21 protein-coding genes are annotated in these 24,101 nt (G+C 64.4%); 4 read left to right on the forward strand and 17 right to left on the reverse strand.

All coding sequences use genetic code 11. The annotated features are described in order from the left end of the window. Nucleotides 1–9: 9 nt before the first annotated feature. The 8 genes from IVA88_RS23995 to IVA88_RS24030 all read right to left on the reverse strand — a co-directional run bounded on the left by IVA88_RS23995 (nucleotide 10) and on the right by IVA88_RS24030 (nucleotide 9,365). Nucleotides 10–1,227, reverse strand: coding sequence for a TIGR03862 family flavoprotein (locus tag IVA88_RS23995; RefSeq protein WP_256466846.1), 1,218 nt, complete (start codon nucleotides 1,225–1,227; stop codon nucleotides 10–12). Beyond that, complete coding sequence (locus tag IVA88_RS24000; protein ID WP_247499628.1) at nucleotides 1,224–2,141, reverse strand: SDR family NAD(P)-dependent oxidoreductase; 918 nt, start codon at nucleotides 2,139–2,141, stop codon at nucleotides 1,224–1,226. Before IVA88_RS24000 ends, IVA88_RS23995 begins: the two co-directional genes overlap by 4 nt. A 274-nt stretch (nucleotides 2,142–2,415) precedes the next feature. Continuing rightward, nucleotides 2,416–2,895, reverse strand: a complete 480-nt coding sequence (locus tag IVA88_RS24005; protein ID WP_247499629.1) for a MaoC family dehydratase — start codon at nucleotides 2,893–2,895, stop codon at nucleotides 2,416–2,418. Next, the gene (locus IVA88_RS24010; protein ID WP_247499630.1) at nucleotides 2,896–4,614 is read right to left on the reverse strand and encodes an AMP-binding protein; all 1,719 of its coding nucleotides are present in this window, start codon (nucleotides 4,612–4,614) and stop codon (nucleotides 2,896–2,898) included. Beyond that, nucleotides 4,614–5,624 (reverse strand): 3-hydroxyisobutyrate dehydrogenase, encoded by a 1,011-nt coding sequence (mmsB, locus tag IVA88_RS24015; protein WP_247500401.1) that lies wholly within the window; start codon nucleotides 5,622–5,624, stop codon nucleotides 4,614–4,616. The genes IVA88_RS24010 and mmsB overlap by 1 nt, the downstream gene beginning before the upstream one ends. Next, nucleotides 5,534–6,601: an enoyl-CoA hydratase/isomerase family protein gene (locus tag IVA88_RS24020; RefSeq protein ID WP_247499631.1), complete on the reverse strand. Its 1,068-nt coding sequence runs from the start codon at nucleotides 6,599–6,601 to the stop codon at nucleotides 5,534–5,536. The genes mmsB and IVA88_RS24020 overlap by 91 nt, the downstream gene beginning before the upstream one ends. Next, nucleotides 6,598–7,743 carry an isobutyryl-CoA dehydrogenase gene (locus IVA88_RS24025; protein ID WP_247499632.1) on the reverse strand — a complete coding sequence of 382 codons (1,146 nt, stop codon included), beginning with the start codon at nucleotides 7,741–7,743 and terminating at the stop codon, nucleotides 6,598–6,600. The genes IVA88_RS24020 and IVA88_RS24025 overlap by 4 nt, the downstream gene beginning before the upstream one ends. 125 nt (nucleotides 7,744–7,868) lie before the next feature. Further along, complete coding sequence (locus tag IVA88_RS24030; RefSeq protein WP_247499633.1) at nucleotides 7,869–9,365, reverse strand: CoA-acylating methylmalonate-semialdehyde dehydrogenase; 1,497 nt, start codon at nucleotides 9,363–9,365, stop codon at nucleotides 7,869–7,871. 102 nt (nucleotides 9,366–9,467) lie between these two features. On the opposite strand from IVA88_RS24030, the gene IVA88_RS24035 reads away from it, so the two are divergent. After that, nucleotides 9,468–10,382, forward strand: a complete 915-nt coding sequence (locus IVA88_RS24035; protein ID WP_247499634.1) for a LysR family transcriptional regulator — start codon at nucleotides 9,468–9,470, stop codon at nucleotides 10,380–10,382. A gap of 9 nt (nucleotides 10,383–10,391) precedes the next feature. Here IVA88_RS24035 and IVA88_RS24040 read toward each other — a convergent pair whose 3' ends face one another. Beyond that, nucleotides 10,392–11,009: a TetR/AcrR family transcriptional regulator gene (locus tag IVA88_RS24040; protein ID WP_247499635.1), complete on the reverse strand. Its 618-nt coding sequence runs from the start codon at nucleotides 11,007–11,009 to the stop codon at nucleotides 10,392–10,394. 69 nt (nucleotides 11,010–11,078) lie between these two features. Beyond that, on the reverse strand, nucleotides 11,079–11,606 hold the full coding sequence (locus IVA88_RS24045; RefSeq protein ID WP_247499636.1) for a PaaI family thioesterase: 528 nt from the start codon (nucleotides 11,604–11,606) through the stop codon (nucleotides 11,079–11,081). 155 nt (nucleotides 11,607–11,761) lie between these two features. Here IVA88_RS24045 and IVA88_RS24050 point away from each other — a divergent pair, with 155 nt between their 5' ends. The 3 genes from IVA88_RS24050 (at nucleotide 11,762) to IVA88_RS24060 (ending at nucleotide 15,275) form a co-directional block, all read left to right on the forward strand. Beyond that, complete coding sequence (locus IVA88_RS24050) at nucleotides 11,762–12,532, forward strand: enoyl-CoA hydratase (RefSeq protein ID WP_247499637.1); 771 nt, start codon at nucleotides 11,762–11,764, stop codon at nucleotides 12,530–12,532. A 141-nt stretch (nucleotides 12,533–12,673) separates the two neighbouring features. Next, nucleotides 12,674–13,870, forward strand: coding sequence for an acetyl-CoA C-acyltransferase (locus IVA88_RS24055; RefSeq protein ID WP_247499638.1), 1,197 nt, complete (start codon nucleotides 12,674–12,676; stop codon nucleotides 13,868–13,870). Between the two features lie 109 nt (nucleotides 13,871–13,979). Continuing rightward, complete coding sequence (locus tag IVA88_RS24060) at nucleotides 13,980–15,275, forward strand: MFS transporter (protein ID WP_247499639.1); 1,296 nt, start codon at nucleotides 13,980–13,982, stop codon at nucleotides 15,273–15,275. 33 nt (nucleotides 15,276–15,308) lie between these two features. On the opposite strand, the gene IVA88_RS24065 is transcribed toward IVA88_RS24060, so the two are convergent. The 7 genes from IVA88_RS24065 to IVA88_RS24095 all read right to left on the reverse strand — a co-directional run bounded on the left by IVA88_RS24065 (nucleotide 15,309) and on the right by IVA88_RS24095 (nucleotide 24,028). Continuing rightward, nucleotides 15,309–15,449, reverse strand: coding sequence for a hypothetical protein (locus IVA88_RS24065; RefSeq protein WP_247499640.1), 141 nt, complete (start codon nucleotides 15,447–15,449; stop codon nucleotides 15,309–15,311). Nucleotides 15,450–15,476: 27 nt separating this feature from the next. Then, nucleotides 15,477–16,040, reverse strand: a complete 564-nt coding sequence (locus tag IVA88_RS24070) for a hypothetical protein (RefSeq protein WP_247499641.1) — start codon at nucleotides 16,038–16,040, stop codon at nucleotides 15,477–15,479. A gap of 300 nt (nucleotides 16,041–16,340) precedes the next feature. Further along, nucleotides 16,341–18,050, reverse strand: a complete 1,710-nt coding sequence (locus IVA88_RS24075) for a response regulator (RefSeq protein ID WP_247499642.1) — start codon at nucleotides 18,048–18,050, stop codon at nucleotides 16,341–16,343. Then, complete coding sequence (locus tag IVA88_RS24080) at nucleotides 18,047–19,561, reverse strand: ATPase domain-containing protein (RefSeq protein ID WP_247499643.1); 1,515 nt, start codon at nucleotides 19,559–19,561, stop codon at nucleotides 18,047–18,049. Before IVA88_RS24080 ends, IVA88_RS24075 begins: the two co-directional genes overlap by 4 nt. 199 nt (nucleotides 19,562–19,760) lie before the next feature. Then, nucleotides 19,761–21,458 carry a GMC oxidoreductase gene (locus tag IVA88_RS24085; RefSeq protein WP_247499644.1) on the reverse strand — a complete coding sequence of 566 codons (1,698 nt, stop codon included), beginning with the start codon at nucleotides 21,456–21,458 and terminating at the stop codon, nucleotides 19,761–19,763. Nucleotides 21,459–21,564: 106 nt separating this feature from the next. Then, nucleotides 21,565–23,124 (reverse strand): carboxyl transferase domain-containing protein, encoded by a 1,560-nt coding sequence (locus IVA88_RS24090; protein ID WP_247499645.1) that lies wholly within the window; start codon nucleotides 23,122–23,124, stop codon nucleotides 21,565–21,567. Next, on the reverse strand, nucleotides 23,054–24,028 hold the full coding sequence (locus tag IVA88_RS24095; protein ID WP_247499646.1) for a helix-turn-helix domain-containing protein: 975 nt from the start codon (nucleotides 24,026–24,028) through the stop codon (nucleotides 23,054–23,056). Before IVA88_RS24095 ends, IVA88_RS24090 begins: the two co-directional genes overlap by 71 nt. Nucleotides 24,029–24,101: the final 73 nt, after the last annotated feature.

Raw genomic sequence — 24,101 nt, forward strand, 5'->3', positions numbered from 1 at the left:
AAACCCGTCCTACAGGTTGAGCCGTCGCAACACGCCCCGCCCCGCCGCAGCCCCCGTCGCGAACGAGGCCTGGAGCAAATAGCCGCCCGTCGGCGCTTCCCAATCCAGCATCTCGCCGGCCGCGAACACGCCCGGCAGCTTGCGGATCATGAATTCGGCGTCGAGCTCATCGAACAAAATCCCGCCGGCGCTCGATATCGCGCGCGCGATCGGCGCGACGCCCGTGAGCTTGACCGGTACGGCGTTGATGCGCTCCGCCAGCCGCTCGGCCGACATTGCCGACAACGACTGGCCAGCGCCGATGGTGGCTTCCTGCAGCAGCCCGACCCCAACGGGCGACAGTTGCGCAGCCTTGCGCAAGAAGTTGGAGAACGATTGCTTGCCGCGCGAGACGGACAGGCGCTTGACGAGCTCGCCATGATGGACATCCGGCCGCAATGCGACGTGCAGGACCGCTTCGCCGTTCGCCGCGATCGCCTCGCGCAGTTCGGCCGACAGCGCATAGATCGCGCCGCCCTCGATCCCGCCACTTGTGATCATGGCCTCACCGCGCGCGCGCTGTGGGCCGAAGGACAGCGCCGCGCCCTTGAGCGGCTGGCCTTCGAAGCGCGTGCGGAAGATTTCGGACCAGGCGACGGTAAAGCCGCAGTTCGCCGGCCGCAGCGGCGAGATCGCAACGCCTTTTTCGGCCAGGATCGTTGTCCAGCCGCCGTCGGAGCCCAGTCGCGGCCAGCTTGCGCCGCCGAGTGCCAGCACCGTGGTCTCCGTTGCGATGGCGGTAGCACCACCGGGTGTCTCGAAGACCAGGCGTCCTTCTCCGTCCCACCCCATCCAGCGCTGGCGAAACGCAAAACGCACGCCGGCGGCATCGAGCCGTCGCAGCCAGGCCCGCAGCAAGGGAGAGGCCTTGAACGCTTTCGGAAACACACGCCCGCTGGAGCCGACAAAAGTCGGCTCGCCCAGCGCCTCGCTCCAGGCGCGCAGCGAGTCGGGCGGAAACGCTTCGATCGCGGCCTGCAACCTCTGCGCCGCCTCGCGGTAGCGCGTGATGAAGCGCGGCAACGGCTCGCTATGCGTAAGATTGAGGCCGCCGCGGCCGGCCATCAAGAATTTGCGGCCCGCGGACGGCATGGCGTCATAGACGGTGACGCGAGCACCGCCCTGCGCGAGCACTTCGGCCGCCATCAGCCCGGCGGGGCCGGCGCCAATGACGGCGACAGCGGTCAGAGCTTTATCCCGGCGCGCGCCGCGGCCTGCGCCACGTATTTCTGCGTTTGCTCGAAAGCCCCCTGCAGCGCCTTCGCCTTCGACATGTCGCTGATCTCGGCGAAATGCGCCGCGACCGCGTCCGGGGTCCACTCGGATTCCGGCAGGTTGATGCCTTCGCTCTCGACGATCTTGATCACCGCGAACGAGCCGGCGCCGGCACCCATGATGGTGCGGGTCGGCGCGTCCCCGCTGAGCATGTACTCGACCGCGGGTGTGATCGCGTTCGGCTTCATCAACTGCAGCGCCTGCGGCGGCAGCAGCTCTTCCGTCATGCGGGTTGCCGCCGTTGGCGAGATGATGTTGACGCGGATGTCGGACTTGCGGCCCTCTTCCGCCAGCACGTTCATCAGGCCGACCATGCCGGACTTGGCCGCACCGTAATTGGCCTGGCCGAAATTGCCGTAGAGACCGGACGACGACGTCGTCAGCACGATGCGGCCGTAGTTGCGGTCGCGCATCCCGGCCCAGACCGCCTTGCAGCAATAGAAGGTGCCGACGAGGTGCACGTCGAGCACCTTCTGGAAATCGGCCGCTTCCATCTTGCCGAACGACTTGTCGCGCAAAATGCCGGCATTGGCACACAGGAGATCGACGCTGCCCCACTCCTTGGTGGCACGCTCGACCATCGCCGTGACCTGCTCGAATTTCGAGACGTCGGCGCCGTCGGCCATCGCGGTGCCGCCGGCTTTGCGGATTTCCTCGACCACGGCTTCCGCGGGCGAGAGCGAACCGCCGCTGCCATCGCGCGCGCCGCCGAAATCGTTGACCACCACTTTCGCGCCGCGGCTCGCCAGCCCCAGCGCATGCGCCCGTCCGAGACCATTGCCGGCGCCGGTGACGATGGCGACGCGTCCGTCGAACCTGATTGCCATTGTGCTTCCTTTCTTCCTTCTCCCCTTGTGGGAGAAGGTGGCGTAGGCGGCCTACGGCCGCCGTACCGATAAGTGAGGCCGACGCGCAGCGTCGGCTGCGGCGCCGGATGAGGGGTTTCTCTCGGCAGATGAGCCCGAGGAGAGATACCCCTCACCCGGCTTCATCTCGCTCCGCTCGATTTCGCCACCCTCTCCCACAAGGGGAGAGGGTGCACCGACCGCAATTCGATAGGCTTTGAGCAGCGATGGATCGCCGGGTCAAGCCGGACCCGCCCTAGGCGAAATAGATCAACCCAAGCCACTCCGCGACCAGCGCGGGCTTGTCCTCGCCTTCGATCTCCACCGTGACGTTGGTGCGCGACTGCAGCTCGTTCGGCTTGCGCAGCTTGGCTTCCGCCAGCACGAAACGACCGCGAACGCGTTTCCCCGAACGCACCGGCGAGATGAAACGCAGCTTGTCGAAACCGTAATTGACGCCCATCGTGGTGCCCGCGATGACGGGCATCACCTCGTAGGACATGATCGACAGCAGCGACATCGTTAGGAAACCGTGCGCGATGGTGCCGCCGAACGCCGTCTCCTTCCTGGCTCTGTCAGGATCGACATGAATGAACTGATGATCCTCGATCACGTCGGCATAGGTGTCGATGCGGGGCTGATCGACCAGGTGCCACGACGATACGCCGATCTCCTTGCCGACCATGGCCTGATAGGCCTGAAGCGCAATCGGCGGCTTCTTCCAGACTTCGTTCACTTAGGTGTCACTCCGTGTTTTCGACAGCTCCGGAAAGTCCTCTTCGCGGAATTCGCGGCCGCGCAGGGGATCGTTGCGGTCGTCGTCGCGCTCTAGCCGCCTGAGCTGGACGCGGCGGATCTTTCCCGAGATCGTCTTCGGTAGCTCCGTGACGATTTCGAGGCGGCGGATTCGCTTGAACGGCGCAAGGCGCGTGTGCAAATGCCTAAAGATGGAGAGCGCCGTCGCCGGCGAGCGCTCCGCGCCGGATGTCAGCAGCACAAAGGCCTTGGGAATCGCAAGCCGGATCGGATCCGGGCTCGGGACCACGGCGGCTTCTGCGACGAGCTCGTGCTCGAGCAACACGCTCTCGAGCTCGAACGGGCTGATGCGATAGTCAGAGGATTTGAAGACGTCATCGGAGCGGCCGACGAAGGTGAGATAGCCATCATCGTCCTCGAACACGACGTCGCCACTGCGATAGAGCTCGCCTTCGGCGCCGGACAGCCCACCGTTGTCGCCCTGATAGCCCTGCATCAGGCCGGCGGGACGGTTTTCGCCGAGCACCAGAGCCACCTCGCCCTCCTTGGCCGGATGACCATCGGCGTCGCTGACCTGCACGCGATAGCCCGGCAGCGGCCGTCCCATCGATCCGATCTTGATCTTTTGCCCCGGCGAGTTGCCGGCGAGCGCGGTCGTTTCAGTCTGGCCGTAGCCATCGCGAATGGTGAGGCCCCAGGCGGCCTGCACCTGATCGATCACTTCAGGATTGAGCGGCTCGCCCGCGCCGCAGACCTCACGCAGCGCCACGTTGAAAGCTGCAAGGTTCTCCTGGATGAACAGCCGCCACACCGTCGGCGGCGCGCACAGCGTGGTGACGCCGCAGCGGCCGATGGTGGCAAGCAGTCCCTTGGCGTCGAAGCGCGGCTGGTTGACCACGAACACGGTCGCGCCCGCGTTCCACGGCGCGAATAAACAGCTCCAGGCGTGCTTGGCCCAGCCGGGCGAGGAGATGTTGAGATGGACGTCGCCGGGCTTCAGCCCGATCCAGTACATGGTCGAGAGATGGCCGACGGGATAGCTGCGCTGGCTGTGCCGCACCAGCTTTGGCTTTGCCGTGGTGCCCGAGGTGAAATAGAGCAGCATTGCGTCGTCGGCGTTGGTCGGGCCGTCAGGCGCAAAACTCTCCGAAGCCTTCGCGGCATTGTCGTACGAAAGCCAGCCGTCGGAGGCCGCACCGACAACAATGCGGACGATGTTCTCCGAACCAAGGCTGGTGAATTTTGCGACCTGATCCTCGGCGGCGACCACCGCCTTCGCCTGGCCCCGATCGAGCCGGTCACGCAGCTCGTCCGCGGTGAGCAGCGTCGTCGCGGGAATAACGACGACGCCGAGCTTGATCGCAGCCAGCATGGTCTCCCACAGCGGAACCACATTGCCGAGCAGCAGCAGGAGATGATCGCCGCGTTTCAGGCCCTGCGCGCGGAGGAAGTTCGCCACCTGGTTCGAGCGGCGCGAGAGCGTTGCAAAGGACAATTTGGTCTGCCGGTCCTGCGCGACATCGACAATCCAAAGCGCGGGGCGATCCTTGCTGTCCGCATTAGCCGCCAACTCGGCGTCGAACCAGTCCAGCGCCCAGTTGAAGGGAACCGGATCGGGCCAGCGGAAATCTTTGACCGCTGTCTCGTAGTCCGTGCGGTTGTGCAGCAGAAACGCGCGCGCTTCCTGAAATGTCGTCATCAAGTTTTCCCGGCCAGCCCCCTAACGTGCTTGATAATTCCGGAAAAATCCACCCCGCCCTGGCCGGCTGCGTCGAAGGCCTGGTAAATTTCCTGCGCATGGCGGCCGAGCGGCGTAGCCGCGCCGGCGGCCTTCGCCGCGTCCTGCGCCAGCGTCAGATCCTTCACCATCAGAGCGGCCGCAAAGCCGGGCTTGTAATCGTTGTTGGCGGGCGAGGTCGGCACCGGCCCGGGCACCGGGCAATAGGTCGTCAGCGACCAGCACTGGCCCGACGAGGTCGAGGCGACGTCGAACAGTGCCTGATGCGAGAGCCCGAGCTTCTCAGCCAGCGCGAACGCCTCGCTCACCGCGATCATGGAAATGCCGAGGATCATGTTGTTGCATATTTTTGCGGCCTGGCCTGCGCCGGCACCGCCGCAATGCACGATCTTCTTGCCCATGTTCTCCAGCACGGGCTTTGCCGCTGCAAACGCGGTGTCCTCGCCGCCGCACATGAAGGTGAGCGTCGCACCCTTGGCGCCGCCGGTGCCACCGGAGACCGGCGCGTCGACCGAAAGCACGCTGTTTTTGGCCGCCAGCGCATGCGCCTGACGCGCGCTCTCGACGTCGATGGTGGAACTGTCGATGATCAGCGCGCCCTTGGACATGGCAGGAACGACCTCGCCCCACACGCCGAGAACGTGCTTGCCGGCGGGCAACATGGTGACGACGACGTCAGCGCCCTTCACAGCGCCCGCCGCGCTCTCGGCGATGCCGGCACCGTCAGACTTGGCTTGATTGCGGGAGGCCTCGGCGAGATCGAAAGCGACGACCTTGTGGCCGGCCTTGACCAGATTGGCGGCCATGGGGCCGCCCATGTTGCCGAGACCGATGAATGCGATCGTGGCCATCTTCGTTTCCTCCGCTGAACTTTCGTTGATTAGTTGAACTTCAATTCGTCGGCGCCAATCTCCGCGAGATATGGCGCAAGCAGGTCCGGCGTGACATCCTCGATGCGCGGCGGCGACCAGCTCGGATTGCGGTCCTTGTCGATCACGGCGGCGCGTACGCCCTCGCGAAAATCGTCGCTGCGGAAGACTTCCAGCGCAGCACGATATTCGCGCACCAGGCATTCTTCCAGGTTCGACGCGGTGCGCGCGAGCCGCAGCAGCTTCAGCGTGACCACCATGCCGCGCGGCGACTTCTCATTGAGCGTCTCCAATGTCGCTAGTGCGAACTCCGAGCCGTCTCGCTTGAGCGCAGTCACAATGTCCTCCATGCGGTCGAAGCTGAACAGCGCGTCGATCGTCGTCTGCCTGGCAGCCACCGGCCCCGCGGCCTCGCCGATCGCAAAACTGCTGATCAACTCGCTCACATCGGCCGCGGTGGCGCCTTGGCGAACCTTGATCAGGGCGTCGCGCAACTGCGGCCATTTGGCTGCCGGCACCACCGCGTCGGCAAACTTCGCATGGATCGCATCGGGGCCGTTCATGGTCTGGCCGGTCAGGCCAAAATAAGTGCCGATCTCGCCCGGCGAGCGCGACAATAGCCAGGTGCCGCCGACGTCGGGAAAGAAGCCAAGCCCGACCTCGGGCATCGCGAGCCTGGTGCGGTCGGTGACGATTCGATGGCTCGCATGCGCCGAGAGTCCGACGCCGCCGCCCATCACGATGCCGTCCATGAAGGCGACATAGGGCTTTGGGAACTTCTTGATCCGGGCGTTGAGGATGTACTCTTCCCGCCACAGGATCTTGCCGAGGTCACCATTGACCTTCGAGCTCTCCCACAGCGCACGGATGTCGCCGCCGGCACACAGGCCGCGCTCGCCGGCCCCTTCCAGCACGATCACGGCCACGGCCGGATCGGCTTCGAAGCGGTCGAGCGCCTTGTCGACGTCGCGGAACATCTCCAGCGTCACGGCATTGATCGCCTTCGGGCGGTTGAGCCTGATAATTCCGGCCGAGCCCTCCATCCGGGCGACCAGATCGCCCTCCTCCGCTCCACTCATCGCGCGCCCTCGATCAGTTTGCGCGCCACGATGAGCCGCATGATTTCATTGGTACCTTCGAGGATCTGGTGCACGCGCAGATCGCGCACGATCTTCTCGATGCCGTATTCGCTCAAGTAGCCATAGCCGCCATGAAGCTGGAGCGCCTGGTTGGCCACCTCGAAGCCGGCATCGGTGCCAAAACCCTTGGCCATGGCGCAGAGCATGGTGGCGTCCGGGTCCTTGCGGTCCAGCGCCGCCGCTGCGCGCCATAGGAAGGTGCGCGCGGCTTCGAGCTCGATTGCCATGTCGGCGAGGCGAAATTGCAGCGCCTGGAATTCGTCGAGGCGCTTTCCAAAAGCCTTGCGCTCCTTCATGTAGGAACGCGCCTTGTCGAGCGCGGTCTGCGCGCCACCGAGCGAGCATGCTGTGATGTTGAGACGTCCGCCGTCGAGACCGGCCATCGCGATCTTGAAGCCGACGCCCTCCTCGCTTAAGCGGTTGGCAACCGGCACGCGTGCATTCTCGAAGATCACGGCGCGGGTCGGCTGCGCGTTCCAGCCCATCTTGCGCTCGTTGGCGCCGAAGGAGACACCCGGCGTGTTGCCGTCGATGACCAGCGTCGAGATGCCGCCCGGGCCGTCGGCGCCGGTGCGCACCATCGCGACCAGCAGATCAGTGCCGCCGGCACCGGAGATGAACTGCTTCTGGCCGTTGAGGATGTAATGATCGCCGTCGCGTACGGCGCGGGTGCGGAGCGCTGCCGCGTCCGAGCCGGCGCCGGGCTCGGTCAGGCAGTAGCTCGCAATCAGCTCCATGGTGCAGAGCTTGGGCAGCCATTTGTGACGCTGGGTGTCGCTGCCGTAGGCATCGATCATCCAGGACGCCATGTTGTGGATGGAGATGAAGGCCGACGTGGTCGGACAGCCCGTCGCCAGCGCCTCGAAGATCAGCGCCGCGTCGAACCGCGTCATGCCGGAGCCGCCGACGTCGTCGCGGATGTAGATGCCGCCCATTCCGAGCGTGGCGGCCTCGCGCATGACTTCGACGGGAAAATGCTTCTCCTCGTCCCAGCGCAGCGCGTGCGGCGCGATCTTTTCCGCCGCAAACGCCAGCGCCATGTCGCGAACCGCGATCTGATCCTCGTTCAGAGCGAACTGCATCGTTGCCGCCTGTCGCCTTTATCCGTTCGTCATTGCGAGCGCAGCGAAGCAAATCCAGCATCCCTCAGCGGAGACAGTCCGGATTGCTTCGTCGCAAGAGCTCCTCGCAATGACGGTGGACGAAATCACTTCATCAGCGGAATCGAGAACTCCGCGCCTTCCTTGACGCCTGACGGCCAGCGCGAGGTCACCGTCTTGGTCTTGGTGTAGAAGCGGACCGAATCCGGACCGTGCTGGTTGAGATCGCCGAAGCCCGACTTCTTCCAACCGCCGAAGGTGTAATAGGCGATCGGCACTGGGATCGGCACGTTGATCCCGACCATGCCGACGTTGACCTTGGCCGCGAAGTCGCGTGCGGCATCGCCGTCGCGGGTGAAGATCGCAACGCCGTTGCCGTAATCATGCTCCGACGGCAGCGCCAGCGCTTCCTTGTAGTCGTGCGCGCGCACGACAGAGAGCACGGGACCAAATATCTCTTCCTTGTAGATCCGCATGTCCTTGGTGACGTTGTCGAACAGCGAACCGCCGAGATAGAAGCCGTTCTCGTAACCCTGCATCTTGAAGCCGCGGCCGTCGACGGCGAGCGTCGCGCCTTCCTTGATGCCGACATCGATGTAGCCCTTGACCTTCTCGACTGCCTCGCGCGTCACCAGCGGACCGTAATCGGCCGACGGATCGATCGAGGTGCCGATCTTGAGCGACTCGACGCGCGGAATCAGCTTTTCCATCAGCCGGTCGGCGGTGGATTTGCCGACGGGGACCGCGACGGACACGGCCATGCAGCGTTCGCCGGCCGAACCGTAACCGGCGCCGATCAGTGCGTCGACCGCCTGGTCCATGTCGGCGTCGGGCATGATGATGGCGTGGTTCTTGGCGCCGCCAAAACACTGGCAGCGCTTGCCGGTCTGCGCGGCACGCTCGTAGATGTATTGCGCGATCGGCGTGGAGCCGACGAAGCCGACGGCCTTGATATCGGGATCGTCGAGGATGGCGTCGACCGCCTCCTTGTCGCCGTTGACGACATTGAGGATGCCGGCCGGCAGGCCCGCCTCGATCATCAGCTCGGCGAGCATCATCGGCACGCCGGGATCGCGCTCCGACGGCTTCAGGATGAAGGCGTTGCCGCAGGCGATCGCCGGAGCGAACTTCCACATCGGGATCATCGCCGGGAAATTGAACGGCGTGATGCCGGCGACGACGCCGAGCGCCTGGCGCATCGAGTAGATGTCGATGCCGGGGCCGGCGCCTTCGGTGTATTCGCCCTTCATGAGATGCGGGATACCGCAGGCGAACTCCGCGACTTCGAGGCCGCGCTGGATGTCGCCCTTGGCGTCGGGAACGGTCTTGCCGTGCTCGCGGGCGAGCAGCTCGGCGAGCTTGTCGTAGTCGCGCTGCACCAGTTCGACGAACTTCATCATGACGCGGGCGCGGCGCTGCGGGTTGGTCGCAGCCCATTCCGGCTGCGCGGCGCGGGCGTTTTCCACGGCGGCGCGGACCTCGGCCTTGGACGCCAGCGCCACCTTGGCCTGGACGTCACCGGTCATCGGCTCGAAAACGTCGGCAGTGCGGCCGGAGGTGCCCTTGACCTCCCTGCCGCCAATGAAATGTCCGATTGAACGCATGAATAATCTCCTTGGAAGTCGAGCCCGATCGCTTTGACAAATCCTATCAACCTGCATTTTATAGGATTCAAGTCTGAGATAATGCACCATAGATGTGCGAAAATGCTGGATCAAGGTCACCTCGACTGGGACGACTTCCGCTTCGTGCTGGCCATCGTGCGGGGCGGCTCGGTTTCGGCTGCGGCCAAACAGCTCGGCGTCGATCATGCCACCGTCATCCGCCGCGTCGACCGGCTGGAGAAGCACCTCTCGGCAAAGCTGTTTGACCGGCGCAAGACCGGCTACCTGCTGACAGAGCCCGGCCAGCGCGTTGCCGACAGCGCGGAAGCCATGGAATCGACCATCGCCGCCAACCAGGAGCAGGTCGGCGGCTCGGTGGCGCGGCTGACCGGCACGGTGCGGATCGGCGCCCCCGACGGTTTTGGGACCGCGTTCCTGGCGCCGCGGCTCGCGCCCTTCGCCGACCGCTATCCCGACCTCGATCTGCAACTGGTCGCGACCGCGCGGCTGTTCAGCCTGTCCAAGCGCGAGGCTGATATCGCCATCAGCCTGACCATGCCGAAGGAAGGTCGCATCGTCGGCCGCAAACTGCTCGACTACCGCCTCGGACTCTATGCCGCGCCCGCCTATCTCGACCGCTACCCGAAGATCACCTCGCGCGAAGTCCTGCCGCAGCACCGCTTCGTTGGCTACATCGAGGAGCTGTTGTTCACGCCCGAGCTCGACTATCTGCCGCAGGTGTCGCCGAAGATCTCCGCACGCTTGCGCAGCGCCAATCTGATCGCGCAACTCAATGCCACGCTCGCCGGGTTCGGTATCGCGGTGCTGCCGCACTTCATGGCGGCCGACTATCCGCAGCTGATTGCGGTGCTGGCGGACGAGGTCTCGATCACCCGCACCTTCTGGATGCTGATGCACGCCGACAGCAAGGACCTGGCGCGGATCAGGGCGGTGGCGGATTACATCGGCGAGATCGTCGAGCGCGAGCGGGCGCTGTTTGCGGGGCGCACTTCGTAAGCTCGATCGCTAATTCTGCTTCGGCTTCTTTGCGGCCTTCACCGGCTCACGGCGCGCGCCATCCAGCGCGCAGTCCTTGCCCGTTTTGAGCACTTCGTCCGACAATTCGCTCGAGCCGGCGATGCGCGCGAGCAGCATGGTTCCGGCCATGGTCGCCAGCGTCGCGATCGCCTGCTTGCGCGCGGCCTTGCGCGGCAGATTCGGGATGAAGTCGGTGATCATCTCGATCATCTCCTCGAGCTTGCCGGCAAAGGCCTTTCGCGTCTTCGGGCTCTCGCGGGCGATCTCGGCGCCGAGCGCGGGAATCGAGCAGCCGTGACCGGGGTTGTCGCGATGCACGGTCGAGAGATAGGTCTCGACGATTTGGGTGAGCTGCTTCTCCGGCGCCACCTGAACGGACTGCTTGCGCCAGTGCTCCATCGCGCGGTCCATGGCGTAGCCAAACGCCTCGATCACCAGCGCCTCGCGGGAATCGAAATGCGCGTAGAAGCCGCCATGGGTCAGGCCCGCTTCCTTCATGAGGTCGGCGACGCCGATGCCGTGGGCGCCCTTTTCGCGCAACCGCACGGAGGCTTTCTTCACGATACGATCGTGGGTTTCCTGCTTGTGTTCCCGGGAATAGCGCATGCGGGTCTCATTGAATGTCGAAGATCATCTCATAACACAGAAACGGACCAGGCGGGGCATTAATTCATGTTAAGACGTTGCGATCATCGAAAAGGTTGCAGTTGCATGGACCGCGAGCGCACCCTTGCCGTCGCGCACAAAGCCCTCGGCGTAGCTGGTCTGGCGTCCCAGCTTGATCACTTTACCTTCGGCCGAGATCAGCCCCGAACGGACCGAGAGCGGACGCAGGAACGTCATCTTCAGGTCGAGGGTCACCGAGCTCTGCCCAGCTTCCAACCGGGTCGAGATTGCGCAGCCCATGGCAGTGTCGATCAGCGCCGCGGCGGTCGCCCCGTGCAGCAGACCGATGGTATTTTCGAGATCTTCGCGGGGCTCCAGTTCTATCACGATCCGGCCCGGTTCAACCACGGCCACGGTGAAACCGATCAGCTTGGCGAACGGGGGCGGCGGCAGCCGTCCGTCGCGGATGCCCAGCATGGCATCCATCCCTGACAAACCCATGGCCGCCTTTGCGACGGGCGCGGGCACTTGCCAGTCCACCACACGCTCGCGCCGATGCGCGGGCGAAAACAGGTCGAGTTGAGCGTTGCAGGTCATGGGCAGTCCCTTGATATGATATACATCATACTATCCTGTGGACTTCGCACTGGCAACTCCGGCTCCTCACCGCTTGACAACTAAAGCGTTTCGGCCCGGAAGTGATCCCGACCGGCGTATCCCTGCGCACGTCCACGAAAATCAGAGATTCTCTCATGGAAATGCTCAACCACCACTGCGGCGTGACGCGCGATGCGCGCGGCGTCGTTCATGTCACGATCTGCAATGCGGGGTCACTCAACATCCTCGGCTCGCCCGTGATCGACGCGGTGCGCCAAGGCTTGCAACAGCTTGCCTCCGACCGCAGCATTCGCGTGGCGGTGCTGCGCGGCCAGAGCGAGAAGAGCATGATCGGCGGCGCCGACATCAAGGAGATGGCGAATCTCGACCAGACATCGGCCGAGGCGTTCATCAGTCGCCTGCGCGATCTCTGCGAGGCGGTACGCGCCTTCCCGGCCCCTATGATCGCGCGCATGCCCGGCTGGTGCCTCGGCGGCGGGCTCGAGGTGGCCGCGGCCTGCGACTTCCGGATTGCCGCGCATGATGCGCATTTCGGCATGCCGGAGGTGCGCGTCGGCATTCCCTCGGTGATCCATGCCGCGCTGTTGCCGCGCCTGATCGGCTGGGCCCATGCGCGCTGGCTGGTGATGACGGCCGAAAACATCGACGCGCCGACAGCGCTGGCTTGGGGACTGGTCGACAAGGTCGCGCCGGAGGGCGGGCTGGACGCGGCTGTCGAGCATCTTGTGACCGCGCTGCTCGAATGCGGCCCCGAGGCGCTGCGGTCGCAGAAGGCGCTGCTACGGCAATGGGAGGAGCTGCCGCTGACGGAGTCGGTGAATTTGAGCGTGAAGGTGTTCGGCCAATCGTTCCTGACCGACGAACCGACGCGGCTGATGCAAGCGTTTGTCAATCGGAAGCGGTAGTCGCTCTCCACCTCCCCCAATCGAACGACCAAATCTCATCCGACCCACGACAATTTCTCATGCCGGGCGCCGTTGCTTTTTTTGCGCCGCATCATATGATGCACATAATCTTATTCACCCATCATCGCAGGGAGCTCCACCATGGCCGAAGCCGCCGATCCTGTCGTCATCGTCTCCGCCGTCCGCACCCCGCTCGGCCGTTTCATGGGCGAGCTGTCGCCGCTTCCCGCACACAAGCTCGGATCGCACGTGATTGGCGCGGCACTCGAGCGGGCGAAGCTTGCGCCGGAGAAGATCGACGAGGTCTTCATGGGCTGCGTGCTGCCGGCCGGCCAGGGCCAGGCCCCGGCGCGCCAGGCGGCGCGCGCGGCCGGACTTCCCGACGCCACCGGCGCCACCACCGTCAACAAGGTTTGCGGCTCCGGCATGAAAGCGACCATGCTGGCGCACGACATCATTCGCGCCGGCTCGGCCGAGATCGTCGTCTCCGGCGGCATGGAGAGCATGAGCAACGCGCCGTATCTCCTCGCCAAGGCGCGCGGCGGCTATCGCGCCGGCCATGACCGCATCATCGACCACATGATGATGGATGGCCTCGAAGACGCCTACGAGACCGGCCGCTCGATGGGCGACTTCGGCGAGGCCACCGCGGAAAGTTACCAGTTCACCCGCAAGGACCAGGATGCCTATGCGATGGAGACGCTGAGCCGCGCGCGCAAGGCGGTCGAGGGCGGCGCGTTCAAGGCCGAGATTGCGCCGATCACGCTGAGCGAGAAGGCAGGCCCGCGTGTCGTCGCCAATGACGAGCATCCGCTGAAGGTCGATCCGGCAAAGATCCCCGGGTTGAAGCCCGCGTTCCGCGCCAACGGCACCATTACGCCGGCGGCTTCCTCCGCCAACGCCGACGGCGCCGCCGCGCTGGTGCTGACGAAGCGGTCGCTCGCCGATCGCAACGGCCTGCTCGCATTCGCCGAAATCAAGGGCCACGCCACCCATAGCCAGGAGCCGCAATGGTTCACCACAGCGCCGATCCCGGCGATCCGCAAGCTGCTCGACAAGGTCGGCTGGAGCGCCGGCGATGTCGATCTGTTCGAGATCAACGAAGCCTTCGCGGTGGTCGCGATGGCAGCGCAGCGCGATCTCGGCATTCCCCGCGAGAAGCTTAACATCAACGGCGGCGCCTGCGCGCTCGGCCATCCCATAGGCGCCACCGGCGCACGGCTGATCGTGACGCTGCTGCATGCACTCGAGGCGAAGAACCTCAAGCGCGGCGTGGCGGCGCTCTGCATCGGCGGCGGCGAAGCCACAGCGATCGCGGTGGAGCGCCTGACGCACTGACATAAACGTCCGGAAATGAGGGAACTCTGTCATTTCCGAAAGACGAGTCCCGTGTCATTCTGCATGCTTGCGCAGGTCTCTCCACGCCTGCCTTCAAGATTGAGGCCCAATGATCTCGAACTGGCTCGCGGCAACACTCGGCCGCCGCAATATCCACTACGGCTGGGTGATGGTCGGCGTGACTTTCCTCACCGCGCTGATCAGCGCCGGCACGGTCGGCGCGCCCGGCGTGTTCATCATTCCGCTTCAGAAGGAGTTCGGCTGGAGCACGGCGGAGATCTCATCCGCGCTGTCGATCCGCTTCATCCTGTTCGGGCTGATGGCGCCGTTCGCGGCTGCCCTGCTCAACCGCTACGGCCTGCGCAACGTCACGCTGACCGCGCAGCTCATTGTCGTCTCGGCGCTGGTGCTCTCGCTCGGCATGACCGAGGTCTGGCAGCTCGTGGCGCTGTGGGGCGTGGTGATCGGGATCGGCACCGGCATGACCGCCCTGGTGCTGGGCGCCACCATCGCGACGCGCTGGTTCGCGGCGCGGCGCGGCCTCGTCGTGGGTATCATGACCGCGAGTGTCGCCACCGGCCAGCTCGTGTTCCTACCGCTGCTGGCAAGCCTGACCGAACGTTTCGGCTGGCGGCTTGCGCTCGGCTTCGTCTGCATCGCGCTTGGCGTTTCCGCCCTCGCGGTCCTGCTCGCGATGCGCGACCGTCCGAGCGATGTCGGCCTGCGCCCGTTCGGCGACGAAGGCACCGAGCCCCTGCCCGCGCCGCCGGTCAGCCATGGCTCGATCACCGGCGTTGCACTCGGCACGCTACGCGACGCCTCGAAGAGCGGCGCATTCTGGGTCCTGTTTGGGACGTTCTTCGTTTGCGGCGCCTCCACCAATGGCCTCGTGCAGGTGCATCTGATTCCGATGTGCCTCGATTTCGGCATCCCGCAGGTGCAGGCCGCCGGCCTGCTGGCTGCGATGGGCATTTTCGACTTCTTCGGCACCATCATGTCGGGCTGGCTGTCGGACCGCTACGACAACCGCTATTTGCTGTTCTGGTACTACGGCCTGCGCGGACTCTCGCTGATCTTTCTCCCCTTCAGCGATTTCTCGTTCTATGGGCTCTCGATCTTCGCGATGTTCTACGGGCTCGACTGGATCGCAACCGTGCCGCCGACGGTGCGCCTCACCGCGCAGAAATTCGGGCCCGAGCGCGCCAATCTGGTGTTCGGCTGGATTTTTGCCGGCCACCAGCTCGGCGCGGGCACCGCCGCCTTCGGCGCCGGTTTCTCGCGGACGGTCTACCAGAGTTATCTGCCCGCATTCTTCATCGCCGGGGCACTCTGCGTGTTCGCCTCGCTGATCGTGCTGACGCTGTCGCGACAACCGAAGCCAAAGGCACAAGCCGCGATGGCTTAGGCAATCACACGTACTGAGCCGGCCCGCGCTGGCTCAGTACCTGATCGTGGTGGTCACGCCGAACGTCGCGGCATCGCCGATCCGCGACACGCCGGTCAGGTCGTTCCGGTCCGGGATGCCTCCCGAGGATCCGCAAGGCGGACTGCCGTCAACGGGCGCCTTGCGGATGTTCATGCATCGGCAATGACGCCGGTTGGCCTCTCAGGCAACCGAACCGCCGCGCGGGTTGACGATCGTATAGCCACGCAACGAACGCGCGTGCATTCGCGTCGCGTGTCCGCCCGAGTTGGCGTCGTACGCCAGCCAGGTGTCCCCTTCCAGGTGCTGCTCGAGGACGAACACATGTCCACGTCGCGCTGCGACCATTCCCGGTGCGGGTGATGTCCGCGGGAAGCGCAGCCAGTTGGCCGCAAGATTCAACTCCGGCACGATACGGCCGAACACGCGCAGAGCCGCGCCGCAGCCGCAGAAGGAGGAAGGGCAACCTGCCGGACGACTACCGAGAATGCGAGTCTCAGCGACGTTCGCCGTCGGGGCGCTGCCCGCGTTGGTCACTGTCAGTTGCGTCGCGCGATAGGCTTTTAGAGAGGACCTGGGAGTTAGTGAGGACTTGGAAGTCCGCTCACGACGCGTTTGCGAATATGAGAAGTCGCAGGGCATCGTGACGTTGCATTCGAGTGCTTGATGAATGCGATAGGACCGTGCTTCGGAAGCGACAGAGCTAGAGGCAACGAAGAGACACGCAGAAAGAACCGCCTTGAACATTGCAGGGCTCCAATTGAAGGTCCCTGCCCCGGCAATGAAAAACCAATAACAGTTTGGCTGAAATGGGCTGAAAGCGCGGCTGAAAGTGGCTGCATTTGCGGGCCGATTTCTGCAATCGTCATAACCCACACGTAGCGCTGGAAATGAATAACTCGCAGAGAACGAATGCCTATCATCGCAACCAAAACGCGACCGCGTGTGCATTCGCTATTGCGCGACGGGCGTCGACCCGGCCGAGCGCGCAGTCGCGCAGGGGCCCCAGAAGCCATAAGCCCCAGGCAGAGGTTGTCGCGCGAATGGTCAGCCCCGAGTCGTCGCCAAACCCGATCCTGTGGTTATCGCAAAGTCCGACTTTGCAGCCCCGAGCGCGGCGGCGAGCTCGTCGATGTGGTAGGGTTTCGGCAAGATCCGGACGCCGGCCATTTCGGCGTCGCGAACCGCGGCTTCGGCGTATCCGCTCGTCAACAAGACCGGGATGTCGCTTCGCCGTCTCTTGATCTCGCGCGCGAGGTCGACGCCGTTCATGCCGCCCGGCATCATGACGTCAGAAAACACGAGATCGACGGAGCGGCCGTCGGCCAAGGCACCCAGAGCGGCCGCAGCGCTGGCCGCATGCGTGACCTGATAGCCGAGCTGCGCAAGCATCTCGCTGACCAGCGCAGCGACTTCGTCGTCGTCTTCGACGAGGAGAATTCGGCCGTGATTGGCCTTCTTGGGCCGCGCCCTGTTCAGGTCGATCAGATGCCGCTCACCTGTTGGGATATTCCTGGATCGCGGCAAATACAGCTCGATGCTGGTGCCCTCGCCGAGCGTCGACTTGATGCGAACCATTCCGCGTGACTGCGTCGCAAATCCGTGGACCTGAGCAAGTCCCAGGCCCGAGCCTTTGCCGACATCCTTGGTCGTGAAGAACGGTTCGAACACCCGCCCCAGGATCTCGGGACTCATCCCGACGCCCCGGTCGACCACGGACAGCCGAACGTAATTGCCCGCGATCTCATCCTCGTTCAGGCCGGCCAGGTTCTCGCCACGGACAACGATCGTGCCACCGTTCGGCATCGCATCGCGGGCGTTGACCGCCAGGTTGAGAATGACCAGTTCGAGCTCTCCCGGATCGACCTCCACCGGCCAAAGACCATCCGGAAAATCGAACTCGACGTGAACGTCGCCTCTCAGGCTCCGATCGAGCAATTCGCGCATGCCGCCGATCTGCGATGCGATGTCGACGGCCTCGGGCCGGAGCTTCTGCCGCCGTGAAAAAGCCAGGAGCTGCCTGGTCAGGCCGGCACCACGCTGCGCCGCCTGAACCATTCCTTCCAGCAGACGGCGCCGCCGATCAGGATCTGTCTGCCGGTCGAGCATGTCCAATCCGCCGGAGATCACCATCAGCAGATTATTGAAGTCGTGAGCTACTCCGCCGGTCAACTGTCCGATGGCTTCGATCTTCTGGGCCTGACGAAGGGTCTCCTCGACGCGGGCGCGCTCTTCCATTTCGGCCCGCAGATGCTTGTTGGCCTCTTCGAGCGCACGGGTGCGCTCCACCACGAGCTTCTCGAGCTCATGGGCCGTCCGCTCGCGCGCCTGCAGGAGAGTGCGAATTTCATATTGCCGCCGGCGGGCCCGCAGTGCGGATTGAACCGCGCTTGTCAGCGTGATCGGCTGAACCGGGCGCTCAAGCAGCGAAACATTGCGAAGTGTCTCGACGATGCCGCGGCGCCAGGCAACCACCGCCGGCTGCTCCCGGTGGCTGGTGAGAATGACAAAGGGCAGGTCAGACCAGGGCGGCTGCCTTTCGATCCACTGTGCCAGCGGCTGGGTATCCTTCCCGAACAACCCTTCCTCGGCAAGAAGGACCGCGCCCACGCCCGCCGACATCTCCCTGACCAGTTCATCGAGACTTCGACAATTGATCGCTGCGATATTCGAATTGCGGAAAAGCTCGACCGATGCCGGCCCATCACGGCCGATCGGAGCAAACACGAGAACGCAATGATCGTGGTCGGCGCTCATCCCGCCGGCCCTTCCGGCATCTCAGTGCCCGTATAACGTGGATTTCCGGAGAAGATGCCGCTGAACTCGCTCAGCGGAGGACCCAGCGCGATGCCGGCACGGCCAAGACGAAACTCGCGGATGGAATTTTCATGATTGCCGCTGCGTTTCTTCACGACCGAGATGGCACGCCGCACCGTTCCGCCGACCTCGAAATAGCGCAGCATGAGCACGGCATCGCTCAAATAGCTGATATCGAGAGCCGTTTCCATCGGACCAACCAGCCCATGCTGGGCGAGGATCAGGACGGTCAGCACGCCTTTTTGCCCGAGATAGCTCAGGAGCTCATGCATCTGGAGGATGAGAAATCGCTCATCCGGCATCGCGTTGAGGTAGCCATTCAGACTGTCGATGATGACAATTCGCGCGTTGTCCTTTTCGACGCTCTTGCGCACATTCGCGGCGAATTCGCCGGGGGACATCTCGGCGGGATCGATCTGTTGAAATCGGATGAGTCCCGATTGCAGGTAGTTTTCAAGGGGCAGGCCGAGCGTTCGAGCCCGGGCCTCCACCGTACCGCGACCTTCATCGAAGGCAAAGAACACCGCATGCTCACCGCGGACTGCCGCCGCGATCCCATAGGTCAGCGCGAGAGAAGATTTGCCGACACCGGCGGCGCCTAAAAGAAGCGCACTGGTGCCGCGCTCGAGCCCTCCTCCCAGGAGCTGGTCGAGCTGCGCATTGCCGCTGGGCGTCAACTCGCCGATAAACGAGGCGTGATGTTCTGCGGCCACGAGACGGGGGAATATCCGCACCCCCCCCGCTTCGATCGTGAAATCGTGGAAGCCGCCGCGAAATCGAATCCCGCGCATCTTGATCACGCGAAGCCGCCGGCGCTCTGCTCCATAATCGACGGCGAGCTGTTCGAGCATCACGACGCCATGCGCGATCGAATGGAGTTGCAGGTCGTCCTGGGACGACGAGAGATCGTCGAGGAGAATGACCGTGCAATTGCGGTTGGTGAAAAAGTGCTTCAGGGCCAGAACCTGGCGCCGATACCGCAGCGGATTCTGCGCAAGAAGACGTAGCTCGGACAGACTGTCTAGCACCACGCGCGCGGGATTGATCCGTTCGACTTCCTTGAATATCAGGCCTGTGGTTTCGCTCAGCTCCATTTCGGCGGGATGGAAGACGGTGAGCTCCCGGTCGGGATCGAGCGTGGTCTCCGGCGGAACCAGCTCGAAGATATCGACGCCTCGCAGCGACCAGCCGTGCCGCTGCGCAACCAACGTCAGCTCACGCTTGGTTTCCGACAAGGAGATATAGAGCACGCGTTCACCGCAGCGGGCTCCCTCGAGAAGGAATTGAAGCGCCATCGTGGTCTTGCCCGAGCCGGGCCGACCCTCGTAGAGGTACATGCGATTGGGATCGAGCCCGCCATAGAGGATGTCGTCGAGGCCGTCGCTGCCGGTCGAAATCCTGGGTAACTCTCTGGGGTCGCTGATTTGCGCCCGGCTCGATGAATCGATCATTGAACCCCCGTGAAGTTCTATCGCTGAAAACATGCGCTCCGGCCGAGCCGGGCCGGCAGATCAGCGGCCCGGCTCCAACCGTAAGGCGAAATCAGGCAAAGAACGCCCAAGCAGGGTTCCAAGTTCCGTCGCCGGACGCATGCCCGCCAGACTGTCTGCTGCGGAACAGTTCGCTGGCCGCGGAAAAAGCCGCACCAGCTCACTGCATCATCGCGGCCGCGATCTTCTCCGCCGACATCAGGACCGGAAAATTGGTGTTGGCGCACGGCACCACCGGGAAGATCGAGGCGTCGACGACGCGCAGGCCCTGCACGCCTTTGACGCGCCCCTCTGGGTCGACCACCGCCATCGGGTCGTCGGTCCGACCCATGCGGCACGAGCAGGAGGCGTGCCACACGCCGATGGTCGCCTTGCGCACGAAGGCTTCCAGCGCCTCGTCGTCGTTGATGACGTCGTCGAAGGTGAAGCCCTCGACCACGAAACTGTCGATCATGTAGTGGCGCAGCGCTGCCGGCCCGTCCATCAGGACCGCGGCGATCGTGGTGAGAATCCTGTTCTGGGTGTTGACCACGCCGATCTTGCGCACGCGATCGGTATAGGAGGCCGGGAACGGCTTGTCGGTCACGGCCCTGACGACGTCGCTCATCTGCACGGCCGCCATCTTGCGAAAGCCGCTCATCAGGCGATCGAGGTCGCGCCGGTCGGACAACAGGTTGAACTCGACGATCGGCTCGGCTGCCGGGTCGCGCGAGGCAAGCTTGACCTGTCCGGTCTCGGAATAGGTCTTGTTGACGAACGTCAGCAGCGATCCGATCTGCTCACCGACGGCGTGCCAGGCTGATTTGCTGAGCAGGACGACGAACATGTCGCCTTTCGGTACGCCTTCGAGCCCGGACGAGTAACGCAGGCCAAGCTGCATGTGGCGCCTGGTGTGCTCGTTCATGCGCGCGCCGCGGCGGACAAAAGACGACAACGAGATCGAGGGATGATCCATCAGGCGCTGCCCGACGCCTTGCAGCCCCATCAGCACGGGAATGCCCATATCCCTGAGGTGACCGACCGGGCCGATGCCGGCGCGCAACAGATGCGCCGGCGAATGGATGGCGCCGCTGGAGAGAATGATCTCGCGGGCGCGGAATTCCTGCTCCCGCCCGTCGACCACCGCCTTCACGCCGACGCACCGCGTGCCTTCGAACAGCAGCTCTCCGACGTGCGTGTTGGTGGAGATCGTCAGGTTGGCGCGCTTGCGCGTGTCGCGATCGAGATAGCCCATGGCGGCCGAGACGCGCTGCTCGGCCTGGTTCGAGTGCGTCACCGGAAAAAACCCGTCGACGAACTCGCCATTCTGGTCCGGAAGGAACTGATGCCCGGCCTGCTGGAAGGCTTGCGCGAACGCCTGCGAATGCCGCGTCCAATGTTCCCTGGGGATTCGGCGGACCGGGATCCTGCCGTCCTTGCCGTGAAACGGTCCGTCGAAATCGAGGTCGCGCTCGACCTTCTTGAAGAAGGGCAGCACGTCGTTCCAGCTCCACCCCGCAGCGCCGCGCGCTTCCCATTCGTCGTAATCGGTCGGCGCGCCGCGGTTGGCCATCTGGCCGTTGATCGAGGAGCCGCCGCCAAGCACGCGCGCCTGCTCGTATTTGCGTAAGGGCGGACGTCCTTCGTCCGGATTGTTGTGGCTGACGATCTGGGTCGTGACCTTGAGCTCGGTCCAGTGGAAGCGCGGATCGAAATAGGCCGTCCCCGGATAGCTGTCCCTGATCTCGGCCGGCTCGTCTCCGGGCGGCGTGTCCTGCCCGGCCTCGCAGAGCAGGACCTTGTTGGCGCTCCTTGCGGAGAGCCGGTGGGCCAGCACGGACCCCGCCGAGCCGCCGCCCACGATAATGAAGTCATACACGATTGGCGCTTCCTGTTGTTCTTGTCGGGAGAGCGTAACGCGCTATTGTTCTGAGGTCACGCCATCGCTGCTGCGGCAAAGCGCGAGCAGCGCTCGACGGCTCCGCTTACGGCCTGATCGAAAACTTCTCCGGCGGCCCGGGCTTTCGCAATGGCTCCGCGAGCCGCGCGAACTCGCACAGCAGCGACCGGGTCTTCCTGGGATCGATGATTTCCTCTACCCAGAACTTTTCGGCCGAGCGGAACGGCGAGCGCAGCTTGTTGAGACGATTCTGAATCTCCTTCAGTTTCTCCGCCTTGTCCTCGGCCGCGTCGATGTCCGCGCGGTAGGCGGCTTCGATGCCGCCTTCGAGCGGGAGCGAGCCCCAATAGGCCGACGGCCAGGCGTAGCGGATCGAGAAGCGGTCGGCGGGCTGATGCACCACGCCGGCGACGCCGAAGGCGTTGCGCAGGATCACCGTGCACCAGGGCACCGTGGTCTGGTTGACCGCGGCCATGGCGCGGACGCCGTGACGGATCGTGCCGGCCTTCTCGGCGTCGAGGCCGATCATGAAGCCGGGGCAGTCCATGAGGTAGACGATCGGCAAATGGAAGGTCTCGGCGAAGTCGACCCAGCGCACCACCTTCTGGCAGGCATCCGCCGTCCAGGAGCCGCCATAGTGAAAGCTGTCGCTCGCAAGTACCATCACCGCCCTGCCCTCGAGCCGGGCGAGGCCGACAATGATCGGCTTGCCGAAATTCTTTGCGACCTCGAAAAACGAGCCCTTGTCCACGACCTGTTCGACGATGGGCCGCATCTTGTAGACCTGCTTGCGATTGCGCGGCACCGCGTTCATCAGCGCCTCTTCGGTGCGCTCCGGAGGGTCGGTGCAGGGCAAGGTCGGCGGCAGCTCGTAGACCGACGACGGCAGATAGGACATGAATCGCCGCGCGCAGGCGAACGCCTCCTCCTCGGTGTCGACGGCATGATCGACCGCACCGGCACGGGTCTGGATGTCAGCGCCGCCGAGCTCCTCCTTCGAGAGGTCCTGCCCCAGCGCCTTCACCACCGGCGGTCCTGCGACGAACATCGCGGACTTCCTGGTCATGATGGAATAGTGGCTGGCGGCGAGACGCGCGGCACCGAGCCCTGCGACCGAGCCGAGGCCGAGCGCGACCACGGGCACACGCGACAAATTCTCCGTGGTGAAGCGATACCAGCGTGTGCCGCCGATGCCGCCCGGCAAGTTAGCCGCGCCCTTGGTCTCGATGGTCTTGACCGAGCCGCCGCCGCCAGAACCTTCGATGATGCGGACGATGGGCAGGCGAAAATCGTGCGCCATCTCCTCCGCCATCAGCGGTTTTGCGGAGATGGACGCATCCGCGGAGCCACCGCGCACGGTAAAGTCGTCGCCGACCACGACGACGGTGCGGCCCTCGACGCGCGCGCGGCCAAACACGCAGTTCGCCGGCGTCAGTTTCTGCAGCTCACCGCTGGAATCGTACTCGCCGATGCCGGAGACGGCACCGATCTCGTGAAAGCTGCCCTTGTCGGTCAGTCTGTCGATACGCTCCCGAACAGTCAGTCGGCCCTGGTCATGCTGTCGCTTGACCTTGTCAACGCCGCCCATCTCCCGCGCGAAGGCTTCGCGCCGGGCTAGCTCGTCGAGTTCCGGCTTCCAGTTCATTCACGCCCTCCGCATTGATCGGCTTGTTATTATTATGCACGGCCATTGCGACCGGTTTGCGCGAGATGCGATTGTTGAATACGTCGCCTTCCGCGCCTTCCATGAGGCTGCCGAGCGAGCGGCCGAGCGCGAGCATCGGCGGGGCGACTTCGGCGTGCAGACGCTGCTCGTCGTACATCGCGGACAAAAGACCGATCGTGATGACGACGAAGGTCTGGTACTGCGGCGACCAGATCGGCACCGCGAGCCCGTTGATGTGCGGGCTCCACAGGCCGCAGGCCACGACATAGCCGCGCTCACGCAGCGACTGCCGATTGGCTTCGATGCGGGGCCGTAGGATTTTCACAGCCTCGGGAGCTTCCCGCTCCATGTCCGCGATGAAGGCATCACCCACCTCGGGCGTCAATGCAGCGGTGTAGGCTGCGCCCGCGGCGGTCGAGGCCATCGAGATACGGCTGCCGGTGCCCTCGTGCAGGCCGAGCGCCGAGGCCGAGCGCGCGAACTGGAGATAGACCAGATGGAAGCGATCGGGGACCACGAAGCCGACCGTGCCGGGCAGTTGCTCGGCGACTTCCTGGAGCCGCTGCCGAATCATGCTGCGCAGTTGCGCGCCCTTCATCATCGAGGCGCTCATCGCTACCGCGCTCGGGCCGATGCGATATTTTTGATCGCGCGGCAGATAGACCAGTTGCCCCATCCGCGTCAGCGTGTGCGTGAGCCGCGACACCGTCGAGCGCGGCAGGCCGCAGCGATTTGAAATCTCGAGATTGCCGAGCCTGATCTCGTGGCCCTCGAAGCATCGCAACACGTCGAATGCGCGCGACACCACCTGGATGACATCACCCTCACCGGCATCGCCGGCGAGCGCACCTTGTCTACTCAACCGCTCTGAACGTCGTCCCATGTTCCCTACCGCTTGTTCCGCTCTGCGGAATTAAATTCCACTTGCAGATGACGCTACCTCAGGCATTTTGCGA

The organism is Bradyrhizobium sp. 149 (genome assembly GCF_023073915.1).
GTDB lineage: Bacteria > Pseudomonadota > Alphaproteobacteria > Rhizobiales > Xanthobacteraceae > Bradyrhizobium.